The organism is Haloarcula regularis, from assembly GCF_029338315.1.
Classification (GTDB): Archaea; Halobacteriota; Halobacteria; order Halobacteriales; family Haloarculaceae; genus Haloarcula; species Haloarcula regularis.
The window spans coordinates 1,902,415-1,922,981 of the sequence record NZ_CP119794.1; the positions used below are offsets into that span (position 1 = coordinate 1,902,415).

Here is a 20,567-nt window from a genome sequence, read left to right on the forward strand (position 1 = left end):
CTCCATCGACGAGTACGCCGCCCGCCCCGACGCCGAGTGGTTCTTAGAGCAGGTCCCGGCCGCGTGGGACGAGACCCGGTTCCTCCGGGGGCACCCGGGGTCGGAGGCGACCATCGCCCGCCAGCGCGACGACGTGTGGTTCGTCGGCAGTATCACCGCGGGCGGGCAGCGCACCGTCGAGACGTCGCTGCCCTTCCTCCAGGCGTCACAGGAGGCGACGCTGGTTCGTGATGCCGGCGACGACGACCTGCGCCGCGAGCCCGTCGCGGTCGGGCCGACCGACCCGCTGTCGGTGACGGTGCCCGAGAACGGCGGGTTCGTCCTCTACTGTCCCTGAACCGTTCTCTTGGCGGGCCTGCTCCTCGCGTCGTCACCGGGTCCTGCGCGAATGGGAACTTATTTTTCTGCTGGGGCGGACATTGGATTCGATGAACGTCGACCTCACCGACAAGACTGCGCTCGTGACGGGCGCAGGCAGAGGCATGGGCCGCGAGACCGCACTCACGCTCGCCGAGAACGGCGCGGACGTCCTGATCAACGACCTCGACGAACCGCTGGCCGAGGAGACCGCGGCGGACGCCCGCGAGCACGGCGTCGACGCCGTCGGCATCGGTGCCGACGTCAGCGACGCGACCGAAGTGGCCGCGATGGTCGAGCACGGGACCGCCGAGCTCGGACAGGTGGACATCCTCGTCAACAACGCCGGCGTCGGCGACGCCGGCCCGTTCCTCGACGAGTCATACGACGACACGTTCGAGTTGAACCTCGATGTCCACCTCCACGGGTCGCTGAACACCTGTCGCGAGGTCGTCGACGAGATGGTCGAGTCGGGCTACGGGAAGATAATCAACTTCACCTCCATCCACACGAAGAATGCCGTCGGGATGTCACCCGCCTACGACGTCGGGAAGTTCAGCCTCCTGGGCCTGACCAAGAGCCTCGCGCTCGAACTCGGCCGCGAGGGCATCAGGGTCAACGCCGTCGCGCCGGGGTGGGCGAACACCCGGATGATCGAGGGCTTCAGCGACGCCGTCACCCAGCAGATCATCGACAACAACCCGCTGGGCGCGTTCGCAGAGCCCGAGGAGGTCGCCAACGCCGTCCTCTTCCTGGCGTCGCCGGCCAGCGACTACGTCAACGGCCACGAACTGCGCGTCGACGGCGGCCAGGTCCCCATCGACTCCTGGCGGCTGGACAGCCGGTAACCAGTCGGGGAGACGCCCGCGCTCACTCGCGCTCGGTGCGGTACGACCGGTATAGCTCGTCCTGCATCACCTGACTGCGGCCGCCGTCGACGAGGATGGACTCGCCGGTGACGAACGTGGCGTCGTCGCTCGCGAGGAAGGCGGCCATCCCGGCGACGTCGGCGGGGCGGCCCAGCCGACCCACCGGATGAATCTCCTTCGTGTACTCGTACTCCGCCTGGCTGTCGAACTCTTCGCGGGTGCGCTCGATCTCGACCCAGCCCGGGTTGATGGTGTTGACGGTGATGTCGTCGGGGCCAAGTTCCAGCGCCAGCGCCCGCGTGATGCCGTTGATTCCCGCCTTGACCGCGTTGTACGGGAACAGCCCCGGCATCGTCAGGAACGCGTGGTTCGAGGACGTGTTGAGGATGGTCCCGCCGGGCGGCATGTGCTCGGCGGCGTGTTTCGCACAGAGCCAGAACGAGCGAAAGTCCGTCTCGACGACGAGCTCCCAGTCGTCGATGGTTGCCTCGGCGGCGGTGGTCTCGGTCTGGACGCCGGCGTTGTTCACCAGCACGTCCACGCGGCCGTACTCGTCGACGGTGTGTTCGACGAGCGCCTGTATCTCGGCGGGGTCGCGCATGTCCGCCTGGACGAAGGTCGCCTCGCCGCCGTCGGCCTCGATGTCCGCGACCACGTTCTCGCCCGGTCCTCGCGAGCGGCCGGTGACGACGACGGACGCTCCTTCGGCGGCGAATCGCCGGGCGACGCCGGCACCGATGCCGCGCGTCGACCCGGTGACGAGGACGACGCGATCTTCGTGGCGGGCCTCTACAGCGTTTTCGGTCGGGTCTGTGGGAGCCATCTACACGGGGGGTCGGCCCTCCATCAGCAAAAGTCAGTCGGAACCGGTCGACCGGGCCGACTTACCACTCGGCGACGCTGCCGTCCTCGTGGCGCCAGACCGGGTTGTGCCAGTTGACGGTCTTCTCGGACTGCTCGCGGACGTACGCCTCGTTGATGTCGATGCCCAAGCCCGGGGCGTCCGGGACGGTGACGTAGCCGTCGCGGTACTCGAACATCGAGGGGTCGGTGAGGTAGTCGAGGACGTCGGTCGTCTCGTTGTAGTGGATGTTCAGGCTCTGTTCCTGGATGAGCGCGTTGGGCGAGCAGGCGTCGACCTGGATGCACGACGCCAGCGCGACCGGCCCCAGCGGACAGTGTGGGGCCAGCGCCACGTCGTAGGCCTCGGCCATCGCGGCGATCTTCTTGACCTCGGTGATGCCGCCGGCGTGCGAGAGGTCCGGCTGGATGACGTCGACGGAGCCGTCCTCGAAGACCTCCTTGTAGTCCCAGCGCGAGAACATGCGCTCGCCCGTCGCGATGGGGATGGTCGTGTGGGCGGCGATATCCGGGAGCGCGTCGTTGTGCTCGGGCAGGACCGGCTCCTCGATGAACATCGGCTCGTGGGGTTCCAGCGCCTTCGCCAGCCGTTTGGCCATCGGTTTCGAGACGCGGCCGTGGAAGTCGACGCCGATGTCTATCTCGTCACCGACGGCCTCGCGGACCTCGCGCAGGCGGTTGACGGCCGCCTCGACCGTCGCCGGGTCGTCGACGCGCTCGATCTCGGCGGTGGCGTTCATCTTCAGCGCGGAGAAGCCGGCGTCGACCTTCTGCTCGGCCTGCTCTGCGACCTCGGAGGGGCGATCGCCGCCGATCCACTGGTAGACGCGGATGCGCTCGCGGGCGGCCCCGCCGAGCAGCTGGTGGACGGACGCCCCCAGTTGCTTGCCCTTGATGTCCCAGAGCGCCTGGTCGATGCCGGCGATGGCCGACATCAGGACCGGCCCGCCGCGGTAGAAGCCCCCGCGGTACATCGTCTGCCAGTGATCTTCGATGTCTTCGGGGTTCTCGCCCAGCAGGTAGTTCTCCATCAGTTCCTCGACGGCGGCCCGGACCGTGTGGGCCCGCCCCTCGACGACGGGTTCGCCCCAGCCGACCGTCCCGTCGGCGGTCTCGATGCGCAGGAGGACCCAGCGCGGCGGCACCTCGAACAGCTCGTAGTCGACGATACGGTTCGGCCCGGTTCCCTCCGTGCCCGACGTGTTCGAACTCATCGGCACCGGCCCTCCGTGCGATACGACGACTGGACGGCGCTACGTGTCTCGGACGAAATCGGGACGGCCCGTGCCATCGGTCCGCGATACTGGTCGGTGCGGGTGGTCATCGTGCACAGCTTTGCGAACTCATTATATAACCATTGTGCACGGTCGGAGTCGGACGGTCGTTTCCACTTTACGAACGATTTTTCCTGGTGGGATCGTATTCTCGAATCATGAACGACAACGGGCCCCGGGCGAAAACCACCGAAACCAGCTTCCGGATAATCGAGGCCGTCCGCGACAACCGCGGGGTCGGTGTCAGCGAGCTGGCCCGGCAGGTCGACCTCTCGAAGAGCGCCGTCCACAAGCACGTCCAGACGCTCACCGACCTCGGATACCTCGTCCGCGAAGGGCACGCGTACTACCTGAGCAACCGGTTCCTGAGCCTCGGTGTGCGGGCCCGCGAGCGGTTGCCGCTGGAGCCGGCCCAGGACGTCGTCACCGACCTGGCCGAGACGACGGGACACGTCTCGAGTTTCATCGCCCACGAGAACGACAGCGGCGTCTACGCGCTCCGGGTCGAACCGGCGGGCACCGCTGCCAGCGACGTCACCGAGGGGGACGTCGCTCCCCTGCACGCGACGGCCGGCGGGAAGGCCATCCTCGCGTTCCTCCCCGCGGAGAAGCGCGCCGGGGTTCTCCAGAGCGTCGGCCTCCCCGCGCACACGGACAAGACTATCACCGACCGGGAGGAACTGGAGCGCGAACTCCGCTCGGTGCGCGACCAGCGCGTGGCCTTCGACCGCGAGGAGTACATCAGCGGCCACCAGTGCGTCGCCTCGCCGGTGGTCGGTGCGGACGGCGAACCCATCGCCGCCGTCAGCGTCACGGGGAACATCTACCACATGTCAGGCAAGCGCCTCGAGGAGGACGTCGCGGGCCTCGTCACCAGCGCCGCGAAGTCGATCGAGAACCGACTGCTCTCACAGTGACCGCGATTCACGATATGCGAACGCCCGCCCGCGGACCTGCTTGCGGACGGCAAATAGACACGAATCTGACCGAAACGCGCCGGTCGCCCGGCCAAGCGGCGGCAGTTCGGTGAGCGACCGGCGCGAGGATCGCGACCAGTAACAGCAGTACATGTGTTATTACTAGCCTCGTCAGGTTCCTGTCGAACGTCTCGACCACCCGTTCTTCCATCGTGAACGAGCGGCCGTACCCGTTCCCCAGGTGACCGCCACGGCGTGGCGTCCAGGGCGCACCGACGCTGGGTCGCGGTTCACCGAAGGCGCCCTCGAAGGTCATGGCGGCAGAAGTATCATCTTCATATACATATATAAAAATAAGTATAAATTATCAAATGCTACGGTTCGCTGATTCCCGAATCCGTTGACTCGTGGGTTTTGACACCCTATCTACGTGATCTGTCACGTGGACTCGGGCAAATCGGCACTCTCCTTCGAATCCGGCAGTTTGCGAGTACGTCCCGATACTACGATAGATCACGGCCAGAAAGTCGAATTTCTTTCGTAGGAACGGATTCGGGCGCAAAAATATATGAATGAATATAGTATCGCGTAACTACCATTTTTATTATCTTTCCGCCGAGACGGTCGTCGCGGCGGCCTCGCCCGTGCGGTACTCGCCCACCGCGTCGGCGTCGGCCGGGTCGAGCCAGCTGGCCCACGTCCGGAAGTCGTACGCGTCGCCGGCGTATCGGAGGCGATACTCGAACTGGTCGGGGACTCTCGTGGCGCTCGACTTCGAGGCCGGCGTCGGCCATCTGATTGACGTCGGTCTCCCGGCGCTCGCTGGCTCTGTGCTCGGGGAAGTAGCAGACGCCTCTCGACATACCCGTTCCGCACGGCGCATCGTGATACGTCTTCCCCCCTGCCGCGAGTGACGGCGAGCGAAATCAGGGGGTTTTACTCTCCCGGAAAAGTTGCGGTACCTATGACCGACACGGACGGGTCGAACGTCCTGTTCGTCGTGCTGGACACGGTCCGGAAGGACCACCTCTCGGTGTACGACTCCGACCGGGACACGACGCCACACCTCGCCGAGTTCGCCGAGGAGGCCGCCGTCTTCGAGCAGGCCGTCGCGCCGGCCCCGTGGACGCTGCCCGTCCACGCCTCGATGTTCACCGGCCTCTACCCCAGCGAGCACGGGGCGACCCAGGAGGACCCCTACCTCGAGGGGGCGACGACGCTCGCCGAGTCACTCTCGGCGGCCGGTTACGACACCGCCTGTTACTCCTCGAACGCCTGGATCACCAGTTACACGAACCTCACCGCCGGGTTCGACGACCACGACAACTTCTTCCAGATCATGCCCAGCGAGCTGCTCTCGGGGCCGCTGGCGACCCTCTGGAAGACGATGAACGACAGCGACACCCTCCGAGGGGTCGCCGACCGCCTCGTCCAGGTCGGCAACAAGCTCCACGAGCACCTCGCGGAGGAGGGCGGCGGCGACACGAAGACGCCACAGGTCATCGACAGGACCATCGACTTCGTCGACGAGAGCGACGACTTCTTCGCATTCATCAACCTGATGGACGCCCACCTCCCCTACCACCCGCCCGAGGAGTACGCCGAACGGTTCGCGCCCGGCGTCGACTCCACCGGGGTCTGCCAGAATTCCAAGGAGTTCAACTGCGGCGCCCGCGGCATCGGCGACGAGGAATGGGACGCCATCCGTGGCCTCTACGACGCCGAACTGGCCCACATCGACGACCAGCTGCACCGACTGTTCGCCCACCTGAAGGAGACCGGCCAGTGGGAGGACACCACCGTCGTCGTGTGTGCGGACCACGGCGAACTCCACGGCGAACACGACCTCTACGGCCACGAGTTCGGCATCTACGACCCGCTCGTGAACGTCCCGCTCATGGTCAAACACCCCGACGTCAAGCCGGGACGGGACGAGGAGACGACCGTCGAACTGGTCGACCTCTACCACACGATTCTCGACGCGACGGGGACCACCGGCCGGGGCAAAGCCCTCGACGACGCCCGATCGCTCCTCTCGGCGGACTACCGCGACTTCGCCGACGACGTCGGGGGAACCGACCGGACCGACGTCGGCTTCGTCGAGTACCACCAGCCGGTCGTCGAGTTGCGTCAACTGGAGGGCAAGGCCTCGGGCGGGCATCGAGTTAGACGAGCAGTCACGTTTCTACTCGCGGATGGGGGCCGCTCGCACGCCCGACGAGAAGTACATCCACTGCACGCGCATCCCCGACGAGGCCTACGCCGTGGGCACCGACCCCGGAGAGACCGAGAACCTCGCGGGGACCGACGACGAGCCGACCCACCTGCGAGACGCGCTGTTCGCGTTCGTCGAGGAGGTCGACGCGACGTGGCCCGACGAGGCCGACGGCGCCGACGGCGACGTGTTAGACGAGATGGACCAGGACACGAAAGACCGCCTGCAGGACCTGGGCTACATCGACTAGCGTGACCTCGGACACGCCCGCGCTGGATTTCGTCAGCCGCCGGACGGTCGCCCAGATCGTCCTGGGCTTTGCCGTCGCGGCGGTGGTCCTCGCCGTACTCGTCGACTTCGTCGGCGCCGCGAACGTCCGGGCGCGCCTGGCGACGGCCGACGTCGGCTGGCTCGCGCTGGGGTGTCTCTCGACGGCGCTGTGTCTGACCGCCTGGGAAAGCCTGGCAGCTGGTGCTCGAGGTGGCCGGCATCGAGGAGCGGTTCTCTCGACTGGTCGTGACCTACTTCGCCGCGACGTTCGCCAACTACGTCACGCCGCTGGGCCAGGCCGGCGGCGAGCCGTTCATCGCCTACGTGCTCTCGCGTGACACGGAGGCCAGTTACCAGGACAGCCTCGCGAGCGTCGTCACCGCCGACCTGCTGAACCTCTTTCCCTTCGTCACCTTCGCGGGCGTAGGGTTCGCGGCGCTGCTCTACCGGGCGTCGCTCCCCGAGGCCATCGAGCCGCTGGCCGGCGGGCTGGTCGTCCTCTCGGTCGGCGTGCCGCTGGTGGCGGCCATCGGCTGGCGCTTTCGCGTCCAGCTGCGGCGGGGCATCGTCCGCGCGACGGCCCCGCTGGCCCGCCGGACGCCGGTCCTGACCGTCGAGGGGGTGCGCGAGCGCCTCCACGAGACCGAGGCGGCGTTCCAGCGCATCGCCCGCGACCGCCGGGCGCTGGCGAAGGCCCTGACCTTCTCGTACGTCGGCTGGGTGTTCTTCGCGCTGCCGCTCTATGCCGCCGCCATGGCCGTCGGCGAGTCGATGCCACTCCTGCTCGTTCTCTTTATCGTCCCGGCGTCGACGCTGGCGGGACTGGTCCCCTCGCCCGGCGGGTCCGGCGCCGTCGAGGCGGCGCTGGGGCTGCTCGTGGTGACGCTGACGCCGGTCGACCCCGTAGGTGCGACGGCCATCGCCATCCTCTATCGCGTGGCGAGTTACGTCTTCGCACTCGTGGTGGGCGGGGCGGCGGCGCTGTACGTCATCAAGCGGAACTAGCGCAGGTCCCGGGCGGCCTCCCACGTCCGAACGAGTCCCGCGAGCGTCTCGTTGACCGGGACGGGGCCGTCTGCATGGTCCACGACGTACCCGTTGATGGCGTCGACCTCCGTCCGCCGCCCGCGCTCGACGTCCTGGTACATCGAGGATCGGTTGGCAGCGGTCTCGCGGGCGACGTCGGCAGCCAGCGAGACCGCGCGGTCGTCGGGCAGGGCCACTCCGTGCTCGCGGGCGACGCCGGCCGTCTCGCGGGCGGCCGCAGCGAGCAGCGCCTCGCCGGGTGACTCCGCGAGGGCGCCGTTCTCGACGCGGGAAAGCGCTGTGGTGGCGTTGATCGCGGCGTTGACCGCCAGTTTCTCCCACAGGCGGGCCGGCATGTCCGCGTCGACGCTGGTCGCGACGCCAGCCTCGCGAAAGGCCGCGGCCACCTCGTCGGCGACCGCGGACGCGCCACCCTCGCGGTCGCCCAGCACCACCTCGCCCCGGCCCGTGAACGCGACCCGGCCCGGGTCGACGAGGCGCGCGCCGTAGGTACACGTGCCCGCGAGCACCGAGCAGTCGACGGCGGCAGCCAGTCTCGCCTCGTTGCCCATCCCGTTCTGGAGCGAGAGACAGGCCTCGAGCATGCAGTCGGCGAGCGCGTCGGCCACGGCGCCGGTGTCGTAGGCCTTCACCGTCACCAGCGCGAGGTCGGCGGCATCGGGGAGGTCCGTCCGCGCTGCGGGGTGGACGGTGAACCGCTCGGTCCCGACGACCGCCAGCCCCTCGCGGCGGACCGTCTCCACGTGGGGGTCCCGGCCGACGAGCGTGACGTCGTGTTCGCGGGCGAGCAACCCCCCCAGGAGGCTGCCCAGGCTGCCGGCGCCGACGACGAGGACGTCCATACGCCCCGCTCGCGCGGGATGACATATAAAGGCTCGCCGCGAGCGGAACCAGCAGCCACTTCCGCCGGCCCGGCGAACGCAGGGTATGGACGAACAGGACGGCACAGGCGTCGACACGCGCGGCGCCGGCCAGCTCCCGGACCGCGTCCTCGACACCTGGACAGAGGCGGGCCTGGACAGCGACGGGCGCTGGTCCTGGCCCGCCGACGAGGCGCAGTTCGGCGTCGGGCTGACGGACGCGGCCGACGGGGCGGGTCTGGACGTGGTCGCGGCGGTGTTAGACGCCACGCCGCGGGACCCGGCGACGGTCGCGGTCCACGTCGAGCGGGGGCGCCGGGCGGACCTCGCTGGCGAGCGCCGGCACGCGCTCGAGCGTCTGGCCGCGAACCCCGACGTGACGGCGCTGGCCGCCGATACGGCCGGGACGGCGCCGGCGACCCCCGAGGTGCTCGACGCGGTGTTTCGCCTCTACGACGTGGGACTTCGACGGGCGACCGTCCTCGACGAGTCGGGGCTGGCGATAGTGGAGTCCCTGGACGGCCGGGTGGAGTTCTCGCTGCCGGCGGCCGACATCGCCGCGGTCCGGTCGACGCTCCCCGAGACGGTCAGAGACCGCCTCGCGCGGCGGTCCTAGTCTTCCTGCCAGTAGTAGATGTTCTCCTTCGACGCGCCACAGGCGGGGCAGGACTCGGGGATCTCCTGGATGTCGCCCATCTCGCCACACTCCCAGCAGCGCCACATGAGCTCGGCCTCGCCGGCCATGCCCGTCGAGACGTGCTCGCTGGAGAGTGCCTCGATGCCGTCGAGCGTCGTCACGTAGAACCCGTGCTCGTCGAACCCGCGTATCGAGCCCAGCGCCTTGCCCTCGTCGTCGTACACCGTCTGTCCGAAGGAGACTCGCGTGCGCTCGGCCTCGGAGGATGCGTCACTCATACACATATAGACTCGTTGAAACGTGATAAAGCCTACCGTGAAAAGAGGCTGTTGTGGACGGGCGCGAAGTCGCTCTCCTCGCTGTCGTCGACGACGGAGTCGGTGACGGCCTTGCCGGAGACGCCGTCCGCGAGGAAGTCGGAAAGCGGCGGTCCCACGTTGTCCGGTTCGACCAGGAAGGCGTCGTGGCCGTGGTCGGAGTCGACGACGTGGTGGGCGACGTCTGATTCGGCGGCGCGAAGCGCCTCGGCGACGGATTCGGCCTGTTCGGTGGTGAAGTGCCAGTCCGCCGTGAACGACATCACCAGCGCCTCGCCGTCGAAGGCCGCGAGCGCGTCGGCGTCGGACTCGAACCCGGCCGCCAGGTCGTAGTTGTCCATCGCGCGTGTGAGATAGAGGTAACTGTTGGCGTCGAAGCGCTCGGTGAACTTCTCGGCGTTGTAGTCGAGGTAGGACTCGACGTCCCGGTAGGGGAAGAACGCGCCCGCCTGGTCGGTCGGGAAGCTCCGGACGGCGTCCCGGCCGGCGGCCCGGCGGCCGAACTTGCGCTCCATCGAGGCCTTCGAGAGGTACATCACGTGGCCGAGCTGGCGGGCGAGCGCCAGGCCGTCGTTGGGTTCGGCCTGGTCGTCGCCGTAGTAGTGGCCCCGGTTCCAGTTGGGGTCGGTGGTGATGGCCCGGCGGGCGATGGCATCGAGCGCGAGACACTGCGGGTCCAGGCGCGCGGCGGCGGCGATGGGCGCGATGCGCTCGACGTGGTCCGGGTGGCGCTTGGCCCACTCGAGGACGTTCATTCCGCCGACGCTGCCGCCGACGACGGCGTGCAGGGCGGGGACGCCGAGCTCGTCCAGCAGGGCGCGCTGAGCCTCGGTCCAGTCGCCGACGGTCACCGGCGGGAAGTCGGTGCCGTAGGGCTCGCCGGTCTCCGGGTCGACGCTCCCGGGGCCGGTCGACCCGTAACAGGACCCGGGGACGTTGACACAGACCGCGTAGTACTCCGTGGTGTCGATGGCCTTGCCCGGCCCGACGATGTCGTCCCACCAGGCGCGAGCCTGGTCGGCGCTGTCGACACGGTCGCGGCCGGCGACGTGGGCACTGCCGGTCAGGGCGTGACAGACCAGCACCGCGTTGTCCCCCTCGAACTCGCCGTAGGCCTCGTAGGCCAGTTCGAGGTCGGGGATCGTCTCGCCGCACTCGAACTCGAAGGCGCCGACGGAGACGATGTCGTGTTCGACGTTCATGTGACCTGGTCGATGGCCGCGTTGATATCTGCAATGATGTCCGCTGGGTCCTCGATGCCGACGCTCATCCGCACGAGGTCGGGACGGACGCCGCTCTCGCGCTGTTCGTCCGCGTCGAGCCGGGCGTGGGTGGTGCTCGCGGGGTGGATGACCAGCGTCTTCGCGTCGCCGATGTTCGCGAGGAACTGCGCGAGGTCGGTCGTCTCACAGAAGCGCTGGCTGGCCGCGTACTCACCCAGGCCGAAGGTGACGATACCGCCGAAGCCGCCGCCGGACCGTCGGTCCGGCGAGGATCGCGATCCGTCGGATCGCTCACCGCCCGAGAGATATTTTGTCGCGAGGTCGTGGGTCTCGTGGCTCTCGAGGCCGGGGTAGGTGACCCACGAGACCTCGGGGTGGGCCTGGAGGTGCTCGGCGACCGTCATGGCGTTCGAGCAGTGCCGTTCCATCCGCAGCGAGAGGGTCTCGGTGCCCTGGAGGGTCGCCCAGGCGTCGAAGGGCTTCTGGCCGTCGCCCAGCGTGCGCAGGCCGCGGTGGCGGGCCGCGACGGAGAAGGCGCGGTCACCGAAGGCGTCGGCGAAGACGGTGCCGTCGAACGCCGGGTTCGGCGCGGCCAGTTCGGGGAACTTCCCGGGGTACTCGCCCCACGGGAACGACCCGCCGTCGACGAGGACGCCGCCCACCGTCGTCCCGGAGCCGTGGATCCACTTCGTCGTCGACTCCCAGACGAGGTCCGCGCCGTGGTCGAGCGGATTACAGAGCGCGGGCGTCCCGAACGTGTTGTCGACAAAGAGCGGGACGCCGTGCTCGTGGGCCACCTCGGCGATGTCCTCGAGCGGCGGGACCACCAGCGAGGGGTTCCCGATGGTCTCGCAGTGGACGTAGGCGGTGTCTTCGTCGATGGCGTCGGCGTAGGCGTCGGGGTCCAAGGTATCGACGAAGCGCGCCTCGATCCCTCGGCGACCGGCGGTGTGGGTGAGATAGCCGTGGGTACCGCCGTAGATAGAGGAGGCGGAGACGACGTTGTCACCCGCTTCGGCCAGCACGAGCGTGCCGGCATCGAGCGCGGCCATCCCGGACCCGGTGGCGACGGCGTCGACGCCGTTCTCGAGCGACGCGAGCCGTTTCTCGAGCATCCGCACCGTCGGGTTGTCGAACCGGGAGTAGACGTTGCCGTCGTCCTCCAGGGCGTACCGCTGGGCCGCAGTCCCGGCGTCCTCGAAGACGTACGAGGACGTCTGGTAGATGGGCGGCGCGCGTGCGCCGGTCACCGGGTCCGGCTCCTCCTGGCCGGCGTGGACACAGCGCGTCCCGAATCCGTAGTCGTCGGTCATGTACCACACGCATATATCTCCAGCCATCTATAACCACGAGTTACGGCAAAACTCTCCCCGTCGGGCGTGGCGCTGGCAGACACACGGGTCGCTTTCGGGGGGTCGGGCCCCGCCCTACCAGTCTAGACTGCCCCCGCTCTGGTACTCGGTCACCTGCGTCTCGAAGAAGTTCTTCTCCTTGTTGAGGTCGACCTGTTCGGACATCCACGGGAACGGATTCTCGGTACCGTACTGCACCGGGAGGTCCAGCTGGTCGAGTCGCCTGTCGGCGACGTGTTCGACGTACTCGGCGAACTGCGCGGCGCTCATCCCCAGAATATCGCCCGGGCACGCCTCGTAGGCGTAGATCTTCTCGAGCTCGACGGCCTCGGTTATGAGGTCGACGACCTCCGCACCGAAATCGTCGGTCCAGACGTCGGGGTTCTCGGCCCGGATCTGGTTGATGAGGTCGACGCCGAACCCGAGGTGGAGCGACTCGTCGCGCATGATGTACTCGAACTGCTGGCCGATGCCGACCATCTTGTTCTGGCGTTTCAGCGCGAGCATCATCGCGAAGCCGGCGTAGAAGAAGATCCCCTCCATGATGACGTAGAAGCCGACGAGGTCACGGACGAGTTCGCGCTTGTCGGCGGCCGACTCGACGGTGAAATCGTCCCTGTCGATGACCCGCGTCAGGTCGACGACGAACTCGTCTTTCTCCTCGATTGAGGGGACGCGGTCGTACATCCCGTAGAGGTACTCCGGGTCGAAGCCCAGCGTGTCACAGCAGTAGATGAACGTGTCCGTGTGAATCGCCTCCTCGTAGGCCTGCCGGAGCAGGTACTGACGGCACTCGGGCGGTGACGTAGTCGTAGACGGCGAGGACGATGTTGTTCGCCGTGAGCGACTCGGCCGTCGAGAAGAAGCCCAGGTTCCACTCGACGAGCTGGCGCTCGGCGTCCGAGAGCGCGTCGCCGTGCCACTGCGAGACGTCGTCCTGCATCGGAATCTCCTCCGGGACCCAGTTGTTGTTCACCCCCGCCTCGTAGTACTCGCGGGCCCAGTCGTAGTCCATCGGGAGAATCTTGTTCGGGTCGTGTTCGGCGTCGGTATCGAGTATTGGCATCGGTGAATGTGAGCGTGATTCTGCGTTATTGACAGGCGTCGCAGGTTGGGTCTTCCACGGTACAGAGGTCCCCGTCGTCGGTCGGTCGTCCGCCGTCCGACGCCACTCCGGCGTCCGCGGACTCGTCGCGGTGCTGGGTCTTCCCGTACTCGGACATGTCCAGCGTGGACTTCTCTATCTGTGACGCACCGAGCGTCCGCAGGTAGTAGGTGGTCTTCAGCCCGAGGTCCCACGCCGTCTTGTAGACGTCGTCGAGCAGCGACCCGTCGGTCGACGGGAAGAACACGTTGTGCGAGACGGACTGGTCGATCCACGTCTGTCGGTGTGCCGTGAGTCGGAGCTGGTGGCGCGGGTCGATCTCGAACGCCCCACGATATAGCTCCTGCAAGTCGTCCGGGACGGCCTCGATCTCCTGGACCGATCCGTCGTGATACTTGAGTCGGTCCACCATCTCGTCGTCCCAGCAGCCTCGTTCCCGGAGGTCCGCGACGAGCTGGTCGTTGATGACGGTGAAGTCGCCGGACATGTTCGATTTGACGTAGAGGTTGGAGTACAGCGGCTCGATGGACGGCGTCGTCCCGTTGATGGTCGAGACGGTGGCGGTCGGCGCGATGGCCATCGTGTTCGAGTTCCGCATCCCGTGGTCCGCGACGTGCTCTCGGACGACGTACCAGTCGAGCGTCTCCGTCCGGTCGGTCGGTATCTCGCGGCCCCGTTCTTCCTCGAGGCGGTCGACGGTATCCTGTGGCAGCAGTCCACGGTCCCACTTCGACCCGTTGTAGGAGGGATAGGTCCCCCGTTCGGCGGCGAGTTTCGAGGAGTTGCGAATGGCGTGATAGGAGACGAACTCCTGCCACCGGTTCGCTTTCTCGACCGCCTCTGCCGAGGCCATCGGGACCTCTAATTGCATCAGCGCGTCGTGGAATCCCATCGTTCCGAGCCCGACCGGTCGATGTTGCATGTTCGAGTGCTCGGCCTCGTCGGTCGGGTAGAAACACAGGTCGACGACGTTATCGAGCATGCGCATCGCCGTCTCGATGGTCTCGGCGAGGTGCTCCCGGTCGAGCCTCGCGGTCGAGTCCGACCGCTCGGTCTCCGCGGAACCGCGTTCCGCGCCCTCGCCGTCCGTGACGTGCGTCGCGAAGTTCACGCTCCCGAGGTTACAGACGGCGTGTTCGTCGGCGCTCGTGTTGAGCGTGATCTCCGTACAGAGGTTCGAGGAGTGGACCGTGCCGGCGTGGTCCTGTGGCGAGCGGACGTTGCAGGGGTCCTTGAACGTCAGCCACGGGTGCCCGGTCTCGAACAGTCGGGTGAGCATCTGCCGCCAGAGGTCCTCGGCCTCGACGCGTTCGTACTGCCGCAGTTCGCCCGCGTCGGCCTTGCGTTCGTATTCGCGGTATTGGGCTTCGAACTCGCTGCCCGAGAGGTCGTGCAGGTCCGGGACCTCGTCGGGACTGAACAGCGTCCAGTGGTCGCCGTTCTCCACGCGCTTCATGAACAGATCCGGAATCCACGCGGCCGTGTTCATGTCCGGCGTCCGGCGGCGTTCGTCGCCGGTGTTGCGCTTCAGGTCGATGAACGCCGGGAAGTCGAGGTGCCAGCAGGCCAGATACGCACAGGCCGCGCCACGCCGTTTCCCCGAGCGGTTTATCGCGGCGGTCACGTCGTTGCTGATGCGCAGGAACGGGACCACCCCGGTCGACTCCACGCCCGTGCTCTCGATGAGTGCCCCCGCAGACCGGAGATTCGTCCAGTCGTTGCCGAGGCCGCCGCTCCACTTCGAGAGCTGTGCGTGGTGTTTGTAGGCGTCGAAGATGTCCTCGAGGTCGTCCTCGACGGTGGTCAGGTAACACGACGAGAGCTGCGGGTGTGTCGACCCGCTGTGGAAGAGCGTCGGCGACGATGGTGTGAACTCGAGCTTCGAGAGCACGTCGTAGAACTCCTTGGCCCGCGCCTGCGGGTCGTCCTCCTCGATTGCGAGCCCCATGGCGACCCGCATCCAGAAGGCCTGCGGGAGTTCGAGGTGCTCCCCGTTCTCCTCGGTCTTCAGGAAGTATCGCTGGTAGAGCGTCTCCATCGCCATGTACTCGAACTGCTCGTCGCGCTCGGGTTCGAGATACGCCGCCAGGTCCTCCAGGTCGAACCGCTCGAGCAATCGCTCGTCGAGCAGGTCGACGTCCACGGCACGCTCGAGGTTCTCGACGAAGGTCTCCCGATAGGCGCGGTCGAGCTCAAATCCGGTAGGGTCCGCGTCGAGTATCTCGCGGTAGTACCGCTGACGGAAGACCGCCGCAGCGATGCGTTTCAGCGTCGAGTCACGTTCGATGCGGGCGGTGAGGGCCTGCAGAATCGCCTGGTAGACCTCGTCTGTGGAGGCCCCGTCGTAGCAGTTCCGCTCGGCTTCTTCGACGAGGTCGTCGTAGTCCGCCTCCGAGAGCGTGGTTTCGTGACCGGTGCGCGCTCGGTCGAGGACCGACCGAACGTCTGGCGTCGATGTGGACTGTTGCTGGCTCATGAGTTGCGAGATGTCGTCTGCCGAGAATCGTCACCGAGATCTCCGGGGACATCGAGGACAGCGTTGTGACTATCGGCGCTCCTCGAGTGGCTCCCCCGTAGCCGCGAGTGTCGATTCTCTCGCTGCAGTGTCTGCTGTCTGAAGCCACCCTAATAAAATCTACCATTGGTATTGATGTAGTACAAATTCGCTTGTATTACGGGCATCGTGAGGCGTACGACGAAAGAGACAGGGCCGACCACACCGGGTCTGAGTCCGCCGAATGGAACGATGCCACGGAGTCTATCCGCGGAATGTTACAGACAGGACCCGTCGTAGCGGACTGTTTCAACAGAGCCAAACCGCCGGCCCCACAACACGCGCCAATGACCGAGTCCGACGAGACGGTCCGGTGCTGGCTGGTCGAGCGGTCGAGCTACGGCGACGAGCGCGTCGTGACACTCGTGTACGCGACGCCCGAGGGCGACCGCCAGCTGAAAAAGCAGCTCTCGACGAACCTGCTCATGCAGAAGGCCGTCACGGCGGCCGTCGACGTCGACCCCGGGCGACTCGAACCCGTCGAGGACGCCGAGACGCGCGATCGGTACGCGACCGAGGCGTCGCGGATGGCCGAGCAACACGACCCCGGCGAGGAGGTCTGAAGCGGCGAGCGGTGCGCCCTCCCGCGGTCGGATGTCAACCGAGACACGAAAGACTATACCGGATGCCGTCACAACCCGGCCGTATGGCCGCTATCGAACTGGACGGCGTCACGAAGCGATTCGGCGACGTCACCGCCCTCGAAGAGGTCGACCTCACCGTCGAGGAGGGGGAGGTGTTCGGCTTCCTCGGCCCCAACGGGGCCGGGAAGTCGACCACCATCAACATCCTTCTGGACTTCGTCCGGCCTACCGCCGGATCAGCGTCCGTCCTGGGTGTCGACACCCGCGAGGAGTCGAAAGCCATCAGGGATCGCACCGGCGTCCTCCCGGAGGGATACGACGTCTACGAGCGCCTCACCGGGCGCGAGCACCTGCAGTTCGTCGTCGAGGCGAAAGACGCCGACGACGACCCGATGGACCTGCTCGAGCGGGTCGGCCTCGACGCCGAGGCCGCCGCCCGCCCCGCCGGCGGCTACTCGAAGGGGATGACCCAGCGCCTCGTGCTGGCGATGGCGCTGGTCGACCAGCCCGATTTGCTCATCTTAGACGAGCCCTCCACCGGCCTGGACCCCAACGGCGCCCGGATGATGCGCGAGCTCGTCCGCGAGGAGAGCGAGCGGGGGGCGACCGTCTTCTTCTCCTCGCACATCCTCGGCCAGGTCGAGGCCGTCTGTGACACCGTCGGCATCCTCCAGGACGGGCGCCTCATCGCCAAGGACTCCGTCGACGAGTTGCGTGACCGGACCGAGGGCGGGACGACGCTGCACGTCACGCTCGCCGACAGCGCCACCGACGCGGCCCTCGAGGCCGTCACGGGCCTGGACGTGGTCTCGTCGGTGTCGGCCGACGGCGACAGCCTCGCCATCAACTGCGAGAGCGACGCGAAGATGACCATCCTCAACGCCATCGAGGACGCGGGCGCCGAGGTGGCGGACTTCGAGACGACCGAGGCCTCGCTGGAAGACCTCTTTGCCACCTACACGGGAGGGGACCGATGAGCGGGCGCGACGACCGCAACATGCGCTCGGACATGAGCGGCGTCGACGCGGCGCTGCGCGACCAGTTCGACTGGTACCCAGTCGCGAAGGAGTTCAAGGACGCGATCCGCTCGCGGGGCTTCCTCGTGCTCTCGGTACTCTTCACCGTCTTCTTCATGCTGCCGCCTGCGAGCGTCGTCTTCGGCTTCTTCGACTTCGGGCCACAGGGCCAGGACATCGGGATGCAGTTTCTCATCTCCTCTGTGTACCTGAATATGGTGACGCTGCTGGTGCCCGTCGTCGCCCTGTTCGTGGGCTACGCCGCCATCACCAAAGAACGCACCAGCGGGTCGCTGAAGCTCCTGCTGTCGCTGCCGTTCTCGCGCCGGGACGTCCTGGTCGGGAAGGTCGTTGGCCGCTGTGTCGTCGCCGGCGTCACCCTCGGGTTTGCCCTGGCGCTGACGGCGCTGTTTTTCGTTGCCTCGGAGCTGACCTTCAAGGGCGACCTGTTTGGCCTGTTCGTCCTCTACACGATGGCCTTCACGGTCGTCTTCGTCGCCATCGTCGTTAGCATCTCCGGGGCGTTCTCGACGAGTTTCCGGTCTGCCATCGCGAGTTTCTTCGTCTACTTCTACTTCACCTTCGGGTGGAACTCGCTGGCCAACGGCATCGGCGACCTGCTCGCGGACTACCTGGGTGTCACCGGGTCGCTGCGCTGGAACGTCGTCCTGTTGGTCAAGCTCGTCAACCCCAACCAGGCCTACAAGACGCTGACGAACTCGATGCTGGCCGAGGGCTCGAACGCGATGCGCTCCTCGCGGTTCGGGATGTTCAGCCAGAACAGCACCCAGATGCAGGAGATCTGTACCGGCGTCCTCAACGGGAACGCGACCGTCCAGCGCGGCCTCTTTGGTAACACGACCGTCTGTGGCGAGAGCGCCCGCTCGATTCCGTTCTACGTCTCGGATCCCGCGGTCTTCGTGTACATGGTCGCCTGGATCGGCGTCGCGGCCGCGCTCGCGTACTACACCTTCAACATCGTCGACCTCTGAGCGGCCTCAGACGTCGACGCCGTGTTCCCCGAGGAGGTCGACGAACGCCGCCTCGTCGAGTTGCTCGACGTCGTGCTCCGCGGCGTCGTCGCGCTTGCGCTGGCCGGGACTGTCGCCGACGACGAGGTAGTCCGTGTTGCCCGAGACGCTGGAGGTGGCCGACCCGCCGTGGCGCTCGACTATGTCCTGGGCCTCGCTGCGGGTGTAGTCCTCGAGCGATCCGGTGAACACGAAGGTCAGTCCCGCCAGGGCGTCGTCGCCGGTCTCCTCGGCCGGCTGTGGGTCGACCGCTTCCAGCAGCTGGTCGACCACCGCGCGGTTGCCCTCGTGGCCGAAGAACTCGACGACGGAGGCCGCGACCTCGGGGCCGACGTCGGGGACGGCCTCGAAGGCGTCGGTGTCGCCGTCCTCGGCGGCCGCCATGACTGCCTCGAACGTACCGAACTCGCGGGCGAGGTTCCGCGCGGTGACGCCACCGACGTCCGGGATGCCCAGCGCGACGAGGAAGTCCGCGAGCGGCGGTTCGCGGGTCCCCTCGACCGCTTCGACGAGGTTCTGTGCGCTCGTCTCGCCCCACCCCTCCAGGTCGGCCAGGTCCGCGACGGCGAGGTCGTAGAGGTCGGCGGGGCTCTCGACCAGGCCGGCCTCGAGCAGCTGGGCGACGGCCTTCTCGCCCAGGCCCTCGATGTCCAGCGCGTCGCGGCTGGCGTAGTGTTCGATGGCCCGTTCGCGCTGGGCGGGACAGGTCAGTTCGCCCGTGCAGTAGGCCATCGGGCCGTCGCGCTCGACGGGACTCGAACAGACCGGGCAGGTGTCCGGGAACTCGAAGTGCCCATCGCCGTCCGTCTCGACGACCTCGACGACGTCCGGGATGACGTCGCCGGCGCGCTTGATGCGCACCCGGTCGCCGACGTCGACGCCCAGTTCCGCGACGAGCGAGGGATTGTGCAGCGAGGCGCGAGTCACCGTCACGCCACCCACCTCGACGGGGTCCATCAGCGCGACGGGGGTGAGCCGGCCGGTGCGGCCAACCTGGACGACGATGTCCCGCACCGTCGTCTCCTCCTTGCGAGCGGGGAACTTGTAGGCAAAGGCCCACCGCGGCGCGCGGCTGGTGGTCCCCAGCGCCTCGCAGGCGTCGGTGTCGTTGACCTTGAGGACGACGCCGTCGATCTCGTAATCGAGGTCGTCGCGGGCGGCGAGTTGCTCGTCGCGGTAGTCGATGGCCGCCTCGGCGCCGTCGACGACGCGCGCCCGGTCGCACACGCGCAGGCCCCACTCGGGGAGGCGGTCGTGTATCGCCTCGTGGCTCTCGAACTCGGTCGAGGCGTCGAGCACCCCGAAGAAGAACACGGAGAGGGGGCGCTGGGCGGTGACGCTCGGGTCCAGCTGCCGGAGGGTGCCGGCGGCGGCGTTGCGCGGGTTGGCGAAGGGGTCGTCGCCGGCCTCGACGCGCTCGCGGTTGTACTCGGTGAAGGCGTCCCGGGGCATGTACACCTCGCCCCGGACCGCGAGAACGTCCGGGTACTCGCCGCGCAGACGCTGGGGGACGCTCGCGATGGTCCGGACGTTGGCGGTGACGTCCTCGCCCACCGCGCCGTCCCCGCGGGTGGCGGCCCGCTGGTAGACGCCGTCCTCGTAGACCACTTCCACCGAGAGGCCGTCGAACTTCGGCTCACAGAAGTACTCGATGGCGCCGTCGGAGTCGGCCAGGCCGCGGCGGACGCGCTCGTCGAAGGCCCGGACGTCGTCGGCCTCGCCGCCCTGGTCGATAGAACGCATCGGGGCGACGTGTTCGAGTTCGCCCAGTTCCTCGAGCGGTTCGCCGCCGACACGCTGGGTGGGACTGTCGGGCGTCGCGAGGTTGAACGCGCCTTCGAGGGTCTGCAAGCGGGCAAAGAGCGCGTCGTAGGCGCGGTCGGCGATGACCGGGTCGTCCTCGACGTAGTAGCGGTGGTCGTGATAGCGGATGGCCTCGCGCAACTGCTCGGTCTGCTCGCGGGCCTGGTCGGGGTCGAGCGTCTCGACGGCCGCGAACGACGTCGGCGGGTCCTCGACGTACGGGTTGTCCCCGAGGTCGGAGTCGGAGGCAGCTGCCATTGCCAGTGCTCGGGGGG

17 protein-coding genes and 2 pseudogenes are annotated in these 20,567 nt (G+C 67.6%); 9 read left to right on the forward strand and 10 right to left on the reverse strand.

All coding sequences use genetic code 11. The annotated features are described in order from the left end of the window. Positions 1 to 4: 4 nt before the first annotated feature. Positions 5 to 337 (forward strand): glycoside hydrolase family 97 C-terminal domain-containing protein, encoded by a 333-nt coding sequence (locus P1N55_RS10295; RefSeq protein WP_407067196.1) that lies wholly within the window; start codon positions 5 to 7, stop codon positions 335 to 337. 91 nt (positions 338 to 428) lie between these two features. After that, a complete protein-coding gene (locus P1N55_RS10300) occupies positions 429 to 1,205 on the forward strand; it encodes an SDR family NAD(P)-dependent oxidoreductase (protein ID WP_276275540.1) in 777 nt (258 codons plus the stop codon). 22 nt (positions 1,206 to 1,227) lie between these two features. Here P1N55_RS10300 and P1N55_RS10305 read toward each other — a convergent pair whose 3' ends face one another. Together P1N55_RS10305 and dgoD are read right to left on the reverse strand one after the other, a co-directional pair. Beyond that, on the reverse strand, positions 1,228 to 2,049 hold the full coding sequence (locus P1N55_RS10305; protein ID WP_276275541.1) for an SDR family NAD(P)-dependent oxidoreductase: 822 nt from the start codon (positions 2,047 to 2,049) through the stop codon (positions 1,228 to 1,230). A gap of 61 nt (positions 2,050 to 2,110) precedes the next feature. Continuing rightward, positions 2,111 to 3,301 carry a galactonate dehydratase gene (dgoD, locus tag P1N55_RS10310; RefSeq protein ID WP_276275542.1) on the reverse strand — a complete coding sequence of 397 codons (1,191 nt, stop codon included), beginning with the start codon at positions 3,299 to 3,301 and terminating at the stop codon, positions 2,111 to 2,113. A gap of 218 nt (positions 3,302 to 3,519) precedes the next feature. Between dgoD and P1N55_RS10315 the strand changes: the two genes are divergently transcribed. Next, positions 3,520 to 4,278: an IclR family transcriptional regulator gene (locus tag P1N55_RS10315; RefSeq protein WP_276275543.1), complete on the forward strand. Its 759-nt coding sequence runs from the start codon at positions 3,520 to 3,522 to the stop codon at positions 4,276 to 4,278. Between the two features lie 604 nt (positions 4,279 to 4,882). Here the strand turns inward: P1N55_RS10315 and P1N55_RS10320 are convergent. Next, positions 4,883 to 5,161 carry a type 1 glutamine amidotransferase family protein gene (locus P1N55_RS10320; protein WP_276275544.1) on the reverse strand — a complete coding sequence of 93 codons (279 nt, stop codon included), beginning with the start codon at positions 5,159 to 5,161 and terminating at the stop codon, positions 4,883 to 4,885. 81 nt (positions 5,162 to 5,242) lie between these two features. On the opposite strand from P1N55_RS10320, the pseudogene P1N55_RS10325 reads away from it, so the two are divergent. Together P1N55_RS10325 and P1N55_RS10330 are read left to right on the forward strand one after the other, a co-directional pair. Beyond that, positions 5,243 to 6,743 (forward strand): annotated as a pseudogene (locus tag P1N55_RS10325) (sulfatase). 221 nt (positions 6,744 to 6,964) lie between these two features. Next, positions 6,965 to 7,768: a lysylphosphatidylglycerol synthase transmembrane domain-containing protein gene (locus P1N55_RS10330; protein WP_276275545.1), complete on the forward strand. Its 804-nt coding sequence runs from the start codon at positions 6,965 to 6,967 to the stop codon at positions 7,766 to 7,768. On the opposite strand, the gene P1N55_RS10335 is transcribed toward P1N55_RS10330, so the two are convergent. Then, positions 7,765 to 8,652 (reverse strand): ketopantoate reductase family protein, encoded by an 888-nt coding sequence (locus P1N55_RS10335; protein ID WP_276275546.1) that lies wholly within the window; start codon positions 8,650 to 8,652, stop codon positions 7,765 to 7,767. The two genes, P1N55_RS10330 and P1N55_RS10335, sit on opposite strands and share 4 nt — an antisense overlap. 85 nt (positions 8,653 to 8,737) lie before the next feature. Between P1N55_RS10335 and P1N55_RS10340 the strand changes: the two genes are divergently transcribed. Then, positions 8,738 to 9,286, forward strand: coding sequence for a hypothetical protein (locus P1N55_RS10340; RefSeq protein ID WP_276275547.1), 549 nt, complete (start codon positions 8,738 to 8,740; stop codon positions 9,284 to 9,286). Here P1N55_RS10340 and P1N55_RS10345 read toward each other — a convergent pair. The 5 genes and pseudogenes from P1N55_RS10345 to P1N55_RS10365 all read right to left on the reverse strand — a co-directional run bounded on the left by P1N55_RS10345 (position 9,283) and on the right by P1N55_RS10365 (position 15,780). Continuing rightward, positions 9,283 to 9,585 carry a DUF7130 family rubredoxin-like protein gene (locus P1N55_RS10345; RefSeq protein ID WP_276275548.1) on the reverse strand — a complete coding sequence of 101 codons (303 nt, stop codon included), beginning with the start codon at positions 9,583 to 9,585 and terminating at the stop codon, positions 9,283 to 9,285. The genes P1N55_RS10340 and P1N55_RS10345 overlap by 4 nt on opposite strands. A gap of 32 nt (positions 9,586 to 9,617) precedes the next feature. Then, positions 9,618 to 10,826: a homoserine O-acetyltransferase MetX gene (gene metX, locus P1N55_RS10350; protein ID WP_276275549.1), complete on the reverse strand. Its 1,209-nt coding sequence runs from the start codon at positions 10,824 to 10,826 to the stop codon at positions 9,618 to 9,620. Then, positions 10,823 to 12,160 carry an O-acetylhomoserine aminocarboxypropyltransferase/cysteine synthase family protein gene (locus tag P1N55_RS10355; protein WP_276275550.1) on the reverse strand — a complete coding sequence of 446 codons (1,338 nt, stop codon included), beginning with the start codon at positions 12,158 to 12,160 and terminating at the stop codon, positions 10,823 to 10,825. The genes metX and P1N55_RS10355 overlap by 4 nt, the downstream gene beginning before the upstream one ends. 114 nt (positions 12,161 to 12,274) lie before the next feature. Continuing rightward, a pseudogene (locus P1N55_RS10360) lies at positions 12,275 to 13,265 on the reverse strand (ribonucleotide-diphosphate reductase subunit beta). Between the two features lie 25 nt (positions 13,266 to 13,290). Further along, positions 13,291 to 15,780: a ribonucleoside-diphosphate reductase subunit alpha gene (locus P1N55_RS10365; RefSeq protein ID WP_276275551.1), complete on the reverse strand. Its 2,490-nt coding sequence runs from the start codon at positions 15,778 to 15,780 to the stop codon at positions 13,291 to 13,293. Positions 15,781 to 16,145: 365 nt separating this feature from the next. Here P1N55_RS10365 and P1N55_RS10370 point away from each other — a divergent pair, with 365 nt between their 5' ends. The 3 genes from P1N55_RS10370 (at position 16,146) to P1N55_RS10380 (ending at position 18,450) form a co-directional block, all read left to right on the forward strand. Further along, on the forward strand, positions 16,146 to 16,421 hold the full coding sequence (locus P1N55_RS10370) for a hypothetical protein (protein ID WP_276275552.1): 276 nt from the start codon (positions 16,146 to 16,148) through the stop codon (positions 16,419 to 16,421). A gap of 83 nt (positions 16,422 to 16,504) precedes the next feature. Then, positions 16,505 to 17,419 carry an ABC transporter ATP-binding protein gene (locus P1N55_RS10375; RefSeq protein ID WP_276275553.1) on the forward strand — a complete coding sequence of 305 codons (915 nt, stop codon included), beginning with the start codon at positions 16,505 to 16,507 and terminating at the stop codon, positions 17,417 to 17,419. Further along, complete coding sequence (locus tag P1N55_RS10380) at positions 17,416 to 18,450, forward strand: ABC transporter permease subunit (RefSeq protein WP_276275554.1); 1,035 nt, start codon at positions 17,416 to 17,418, stop codon at positions 18,448 to 18,450. The genes P1N55_RS10375 and P1N55_RS10380 overlap by 4 nt, the downstream gene beginning before the upstream one ends. A gap of 6 nt (positions 18,451 to 18,456) precedes the next feature. On the opposite strand, the gene ligA is transcribed toward P1N55_RS10380, so the two are convergent. Beyond that, positions 18,457 to 20,550, reverse strand: a complete 2,094-nt coding sequence (gene ligA / locus P1N55_RS10385) for an NAD-dependent DNA ligase LigA (protein ID WP_276275555.1) — start codon at positions 20,548 to 20,550, stop codon at positions 18,457 to 18,459. Positions 20,551 to 20,567: the final 17 nt, after the last annotated feature.

Excerpts from the sequence above, each read along its gene's own strand:
- P1N55_RS10300 (WP_276275540.1), top strand. The coding sequence starts at position 429 with ATGAACGTCGACCTCACCGACAAGACTGCGCTCGTGACGGGCGCAGGC.
- P1N55_RS10305 (WP_276275541.1), bottom strand. The coding sequence starts at position 2,049 with ATGGCTCCCACAGACCCGACCGAAAACGCTGTAGAGGCCCGCCACGAA.
- dgoD (WP_276275542.1), bottom strand. The coding sequence starts at position 3,301 with ATGAGTTCGAACACGTCGGGCACGGAGGGAACCGGGCCGAACCGTATC.
- P1N55_RS10315 (WP_276275543.1), top strand. The coding sequence starts at position 3,520 with ATGAACGACAACGGGCCCCGGGCGAAAACCACCGAAACCAGCTTCCGG.
- P1N55_RS10320 (WP_276275544.1), bottom strand. The coding sequence starts at position 5,161 with ATGCGCCGTGCGGAACGGGTATGTCGAGAGGCGTCTGCTACTTCCCCG.
- P1N55_RS10335 (WP_276275546.1), bottom strand. The coding sequence starts at position 8,652 with ATGGACGTCCTCGTCGTCGGCGCCGGCAGCCTGGGCAGCCTCCTGGGG.
- P1N55_RS10340 (WP_276275547.1), top strand. The coding sequence starts at position 8,738 with ATGGACGAACAGGACGGCACAGGCGTCGACACGCGCGGCGCCGGCCAG.
- P1N55_RS10345 (WP_276275548.1), bottom strand. The coding sequence starts at position 9,585 with ATGAGTGACGCATCCTCCGAGGCCGAGCGCACGCGAGTCTCCTTCGGA.
- metX (WP_276275549.1), bottom strand. The coding sequence starts at position 10,826 with ATGAACGTCGAACACGACATCGTCTCCGTCGGCGCCTTCGAGTTCGAG.
- P1N55_RS10355 (WP_276275550.1), bottom strand. The coding sequence starts at position 12,160 with ATGACCGACGACTACGGATTCGGGACGCGCTGTGTCCACGCCGGCCAG.
- P1N55_RS10365 (WP_276275551.1), bottom strand. The coding sequence starts at position 15,780 with ATGAGCCAGCAACAGTCCACATCGACGCCAGACGTTCGGTCGGTCCTC.
- P1N55_RS10370 (WP_276275552.1), top strand. The coding sequence starts at position 16,146 with ATGACCGAGTCCGACGAGACGGTCCGGTGCTGGCTGGTCGAGCGGTCG.
- P1N55_RS10375 (WP_276275553.1), top strand. The coding sequence starts at position 16,505 with ATGGCCGCTATCGAACTGGACGGCGTCACGAAGCGATTCGGCGACGTC.
- P1N55_RS10380 (WP_276275554.1), top strand. The coding sequence starts at position 17,416 with ATGAGCGGGCGCGACGACCGCAACATGCGCTCGGACATGAGCGGCGTC.
- ligA (WP_276275555.1), bottom strand. The coding sequence starts at position 20,550 with ATGGCAGCTGCCTCCGACTCCGACCTCGGGGACAACCCGTACGTCGAG.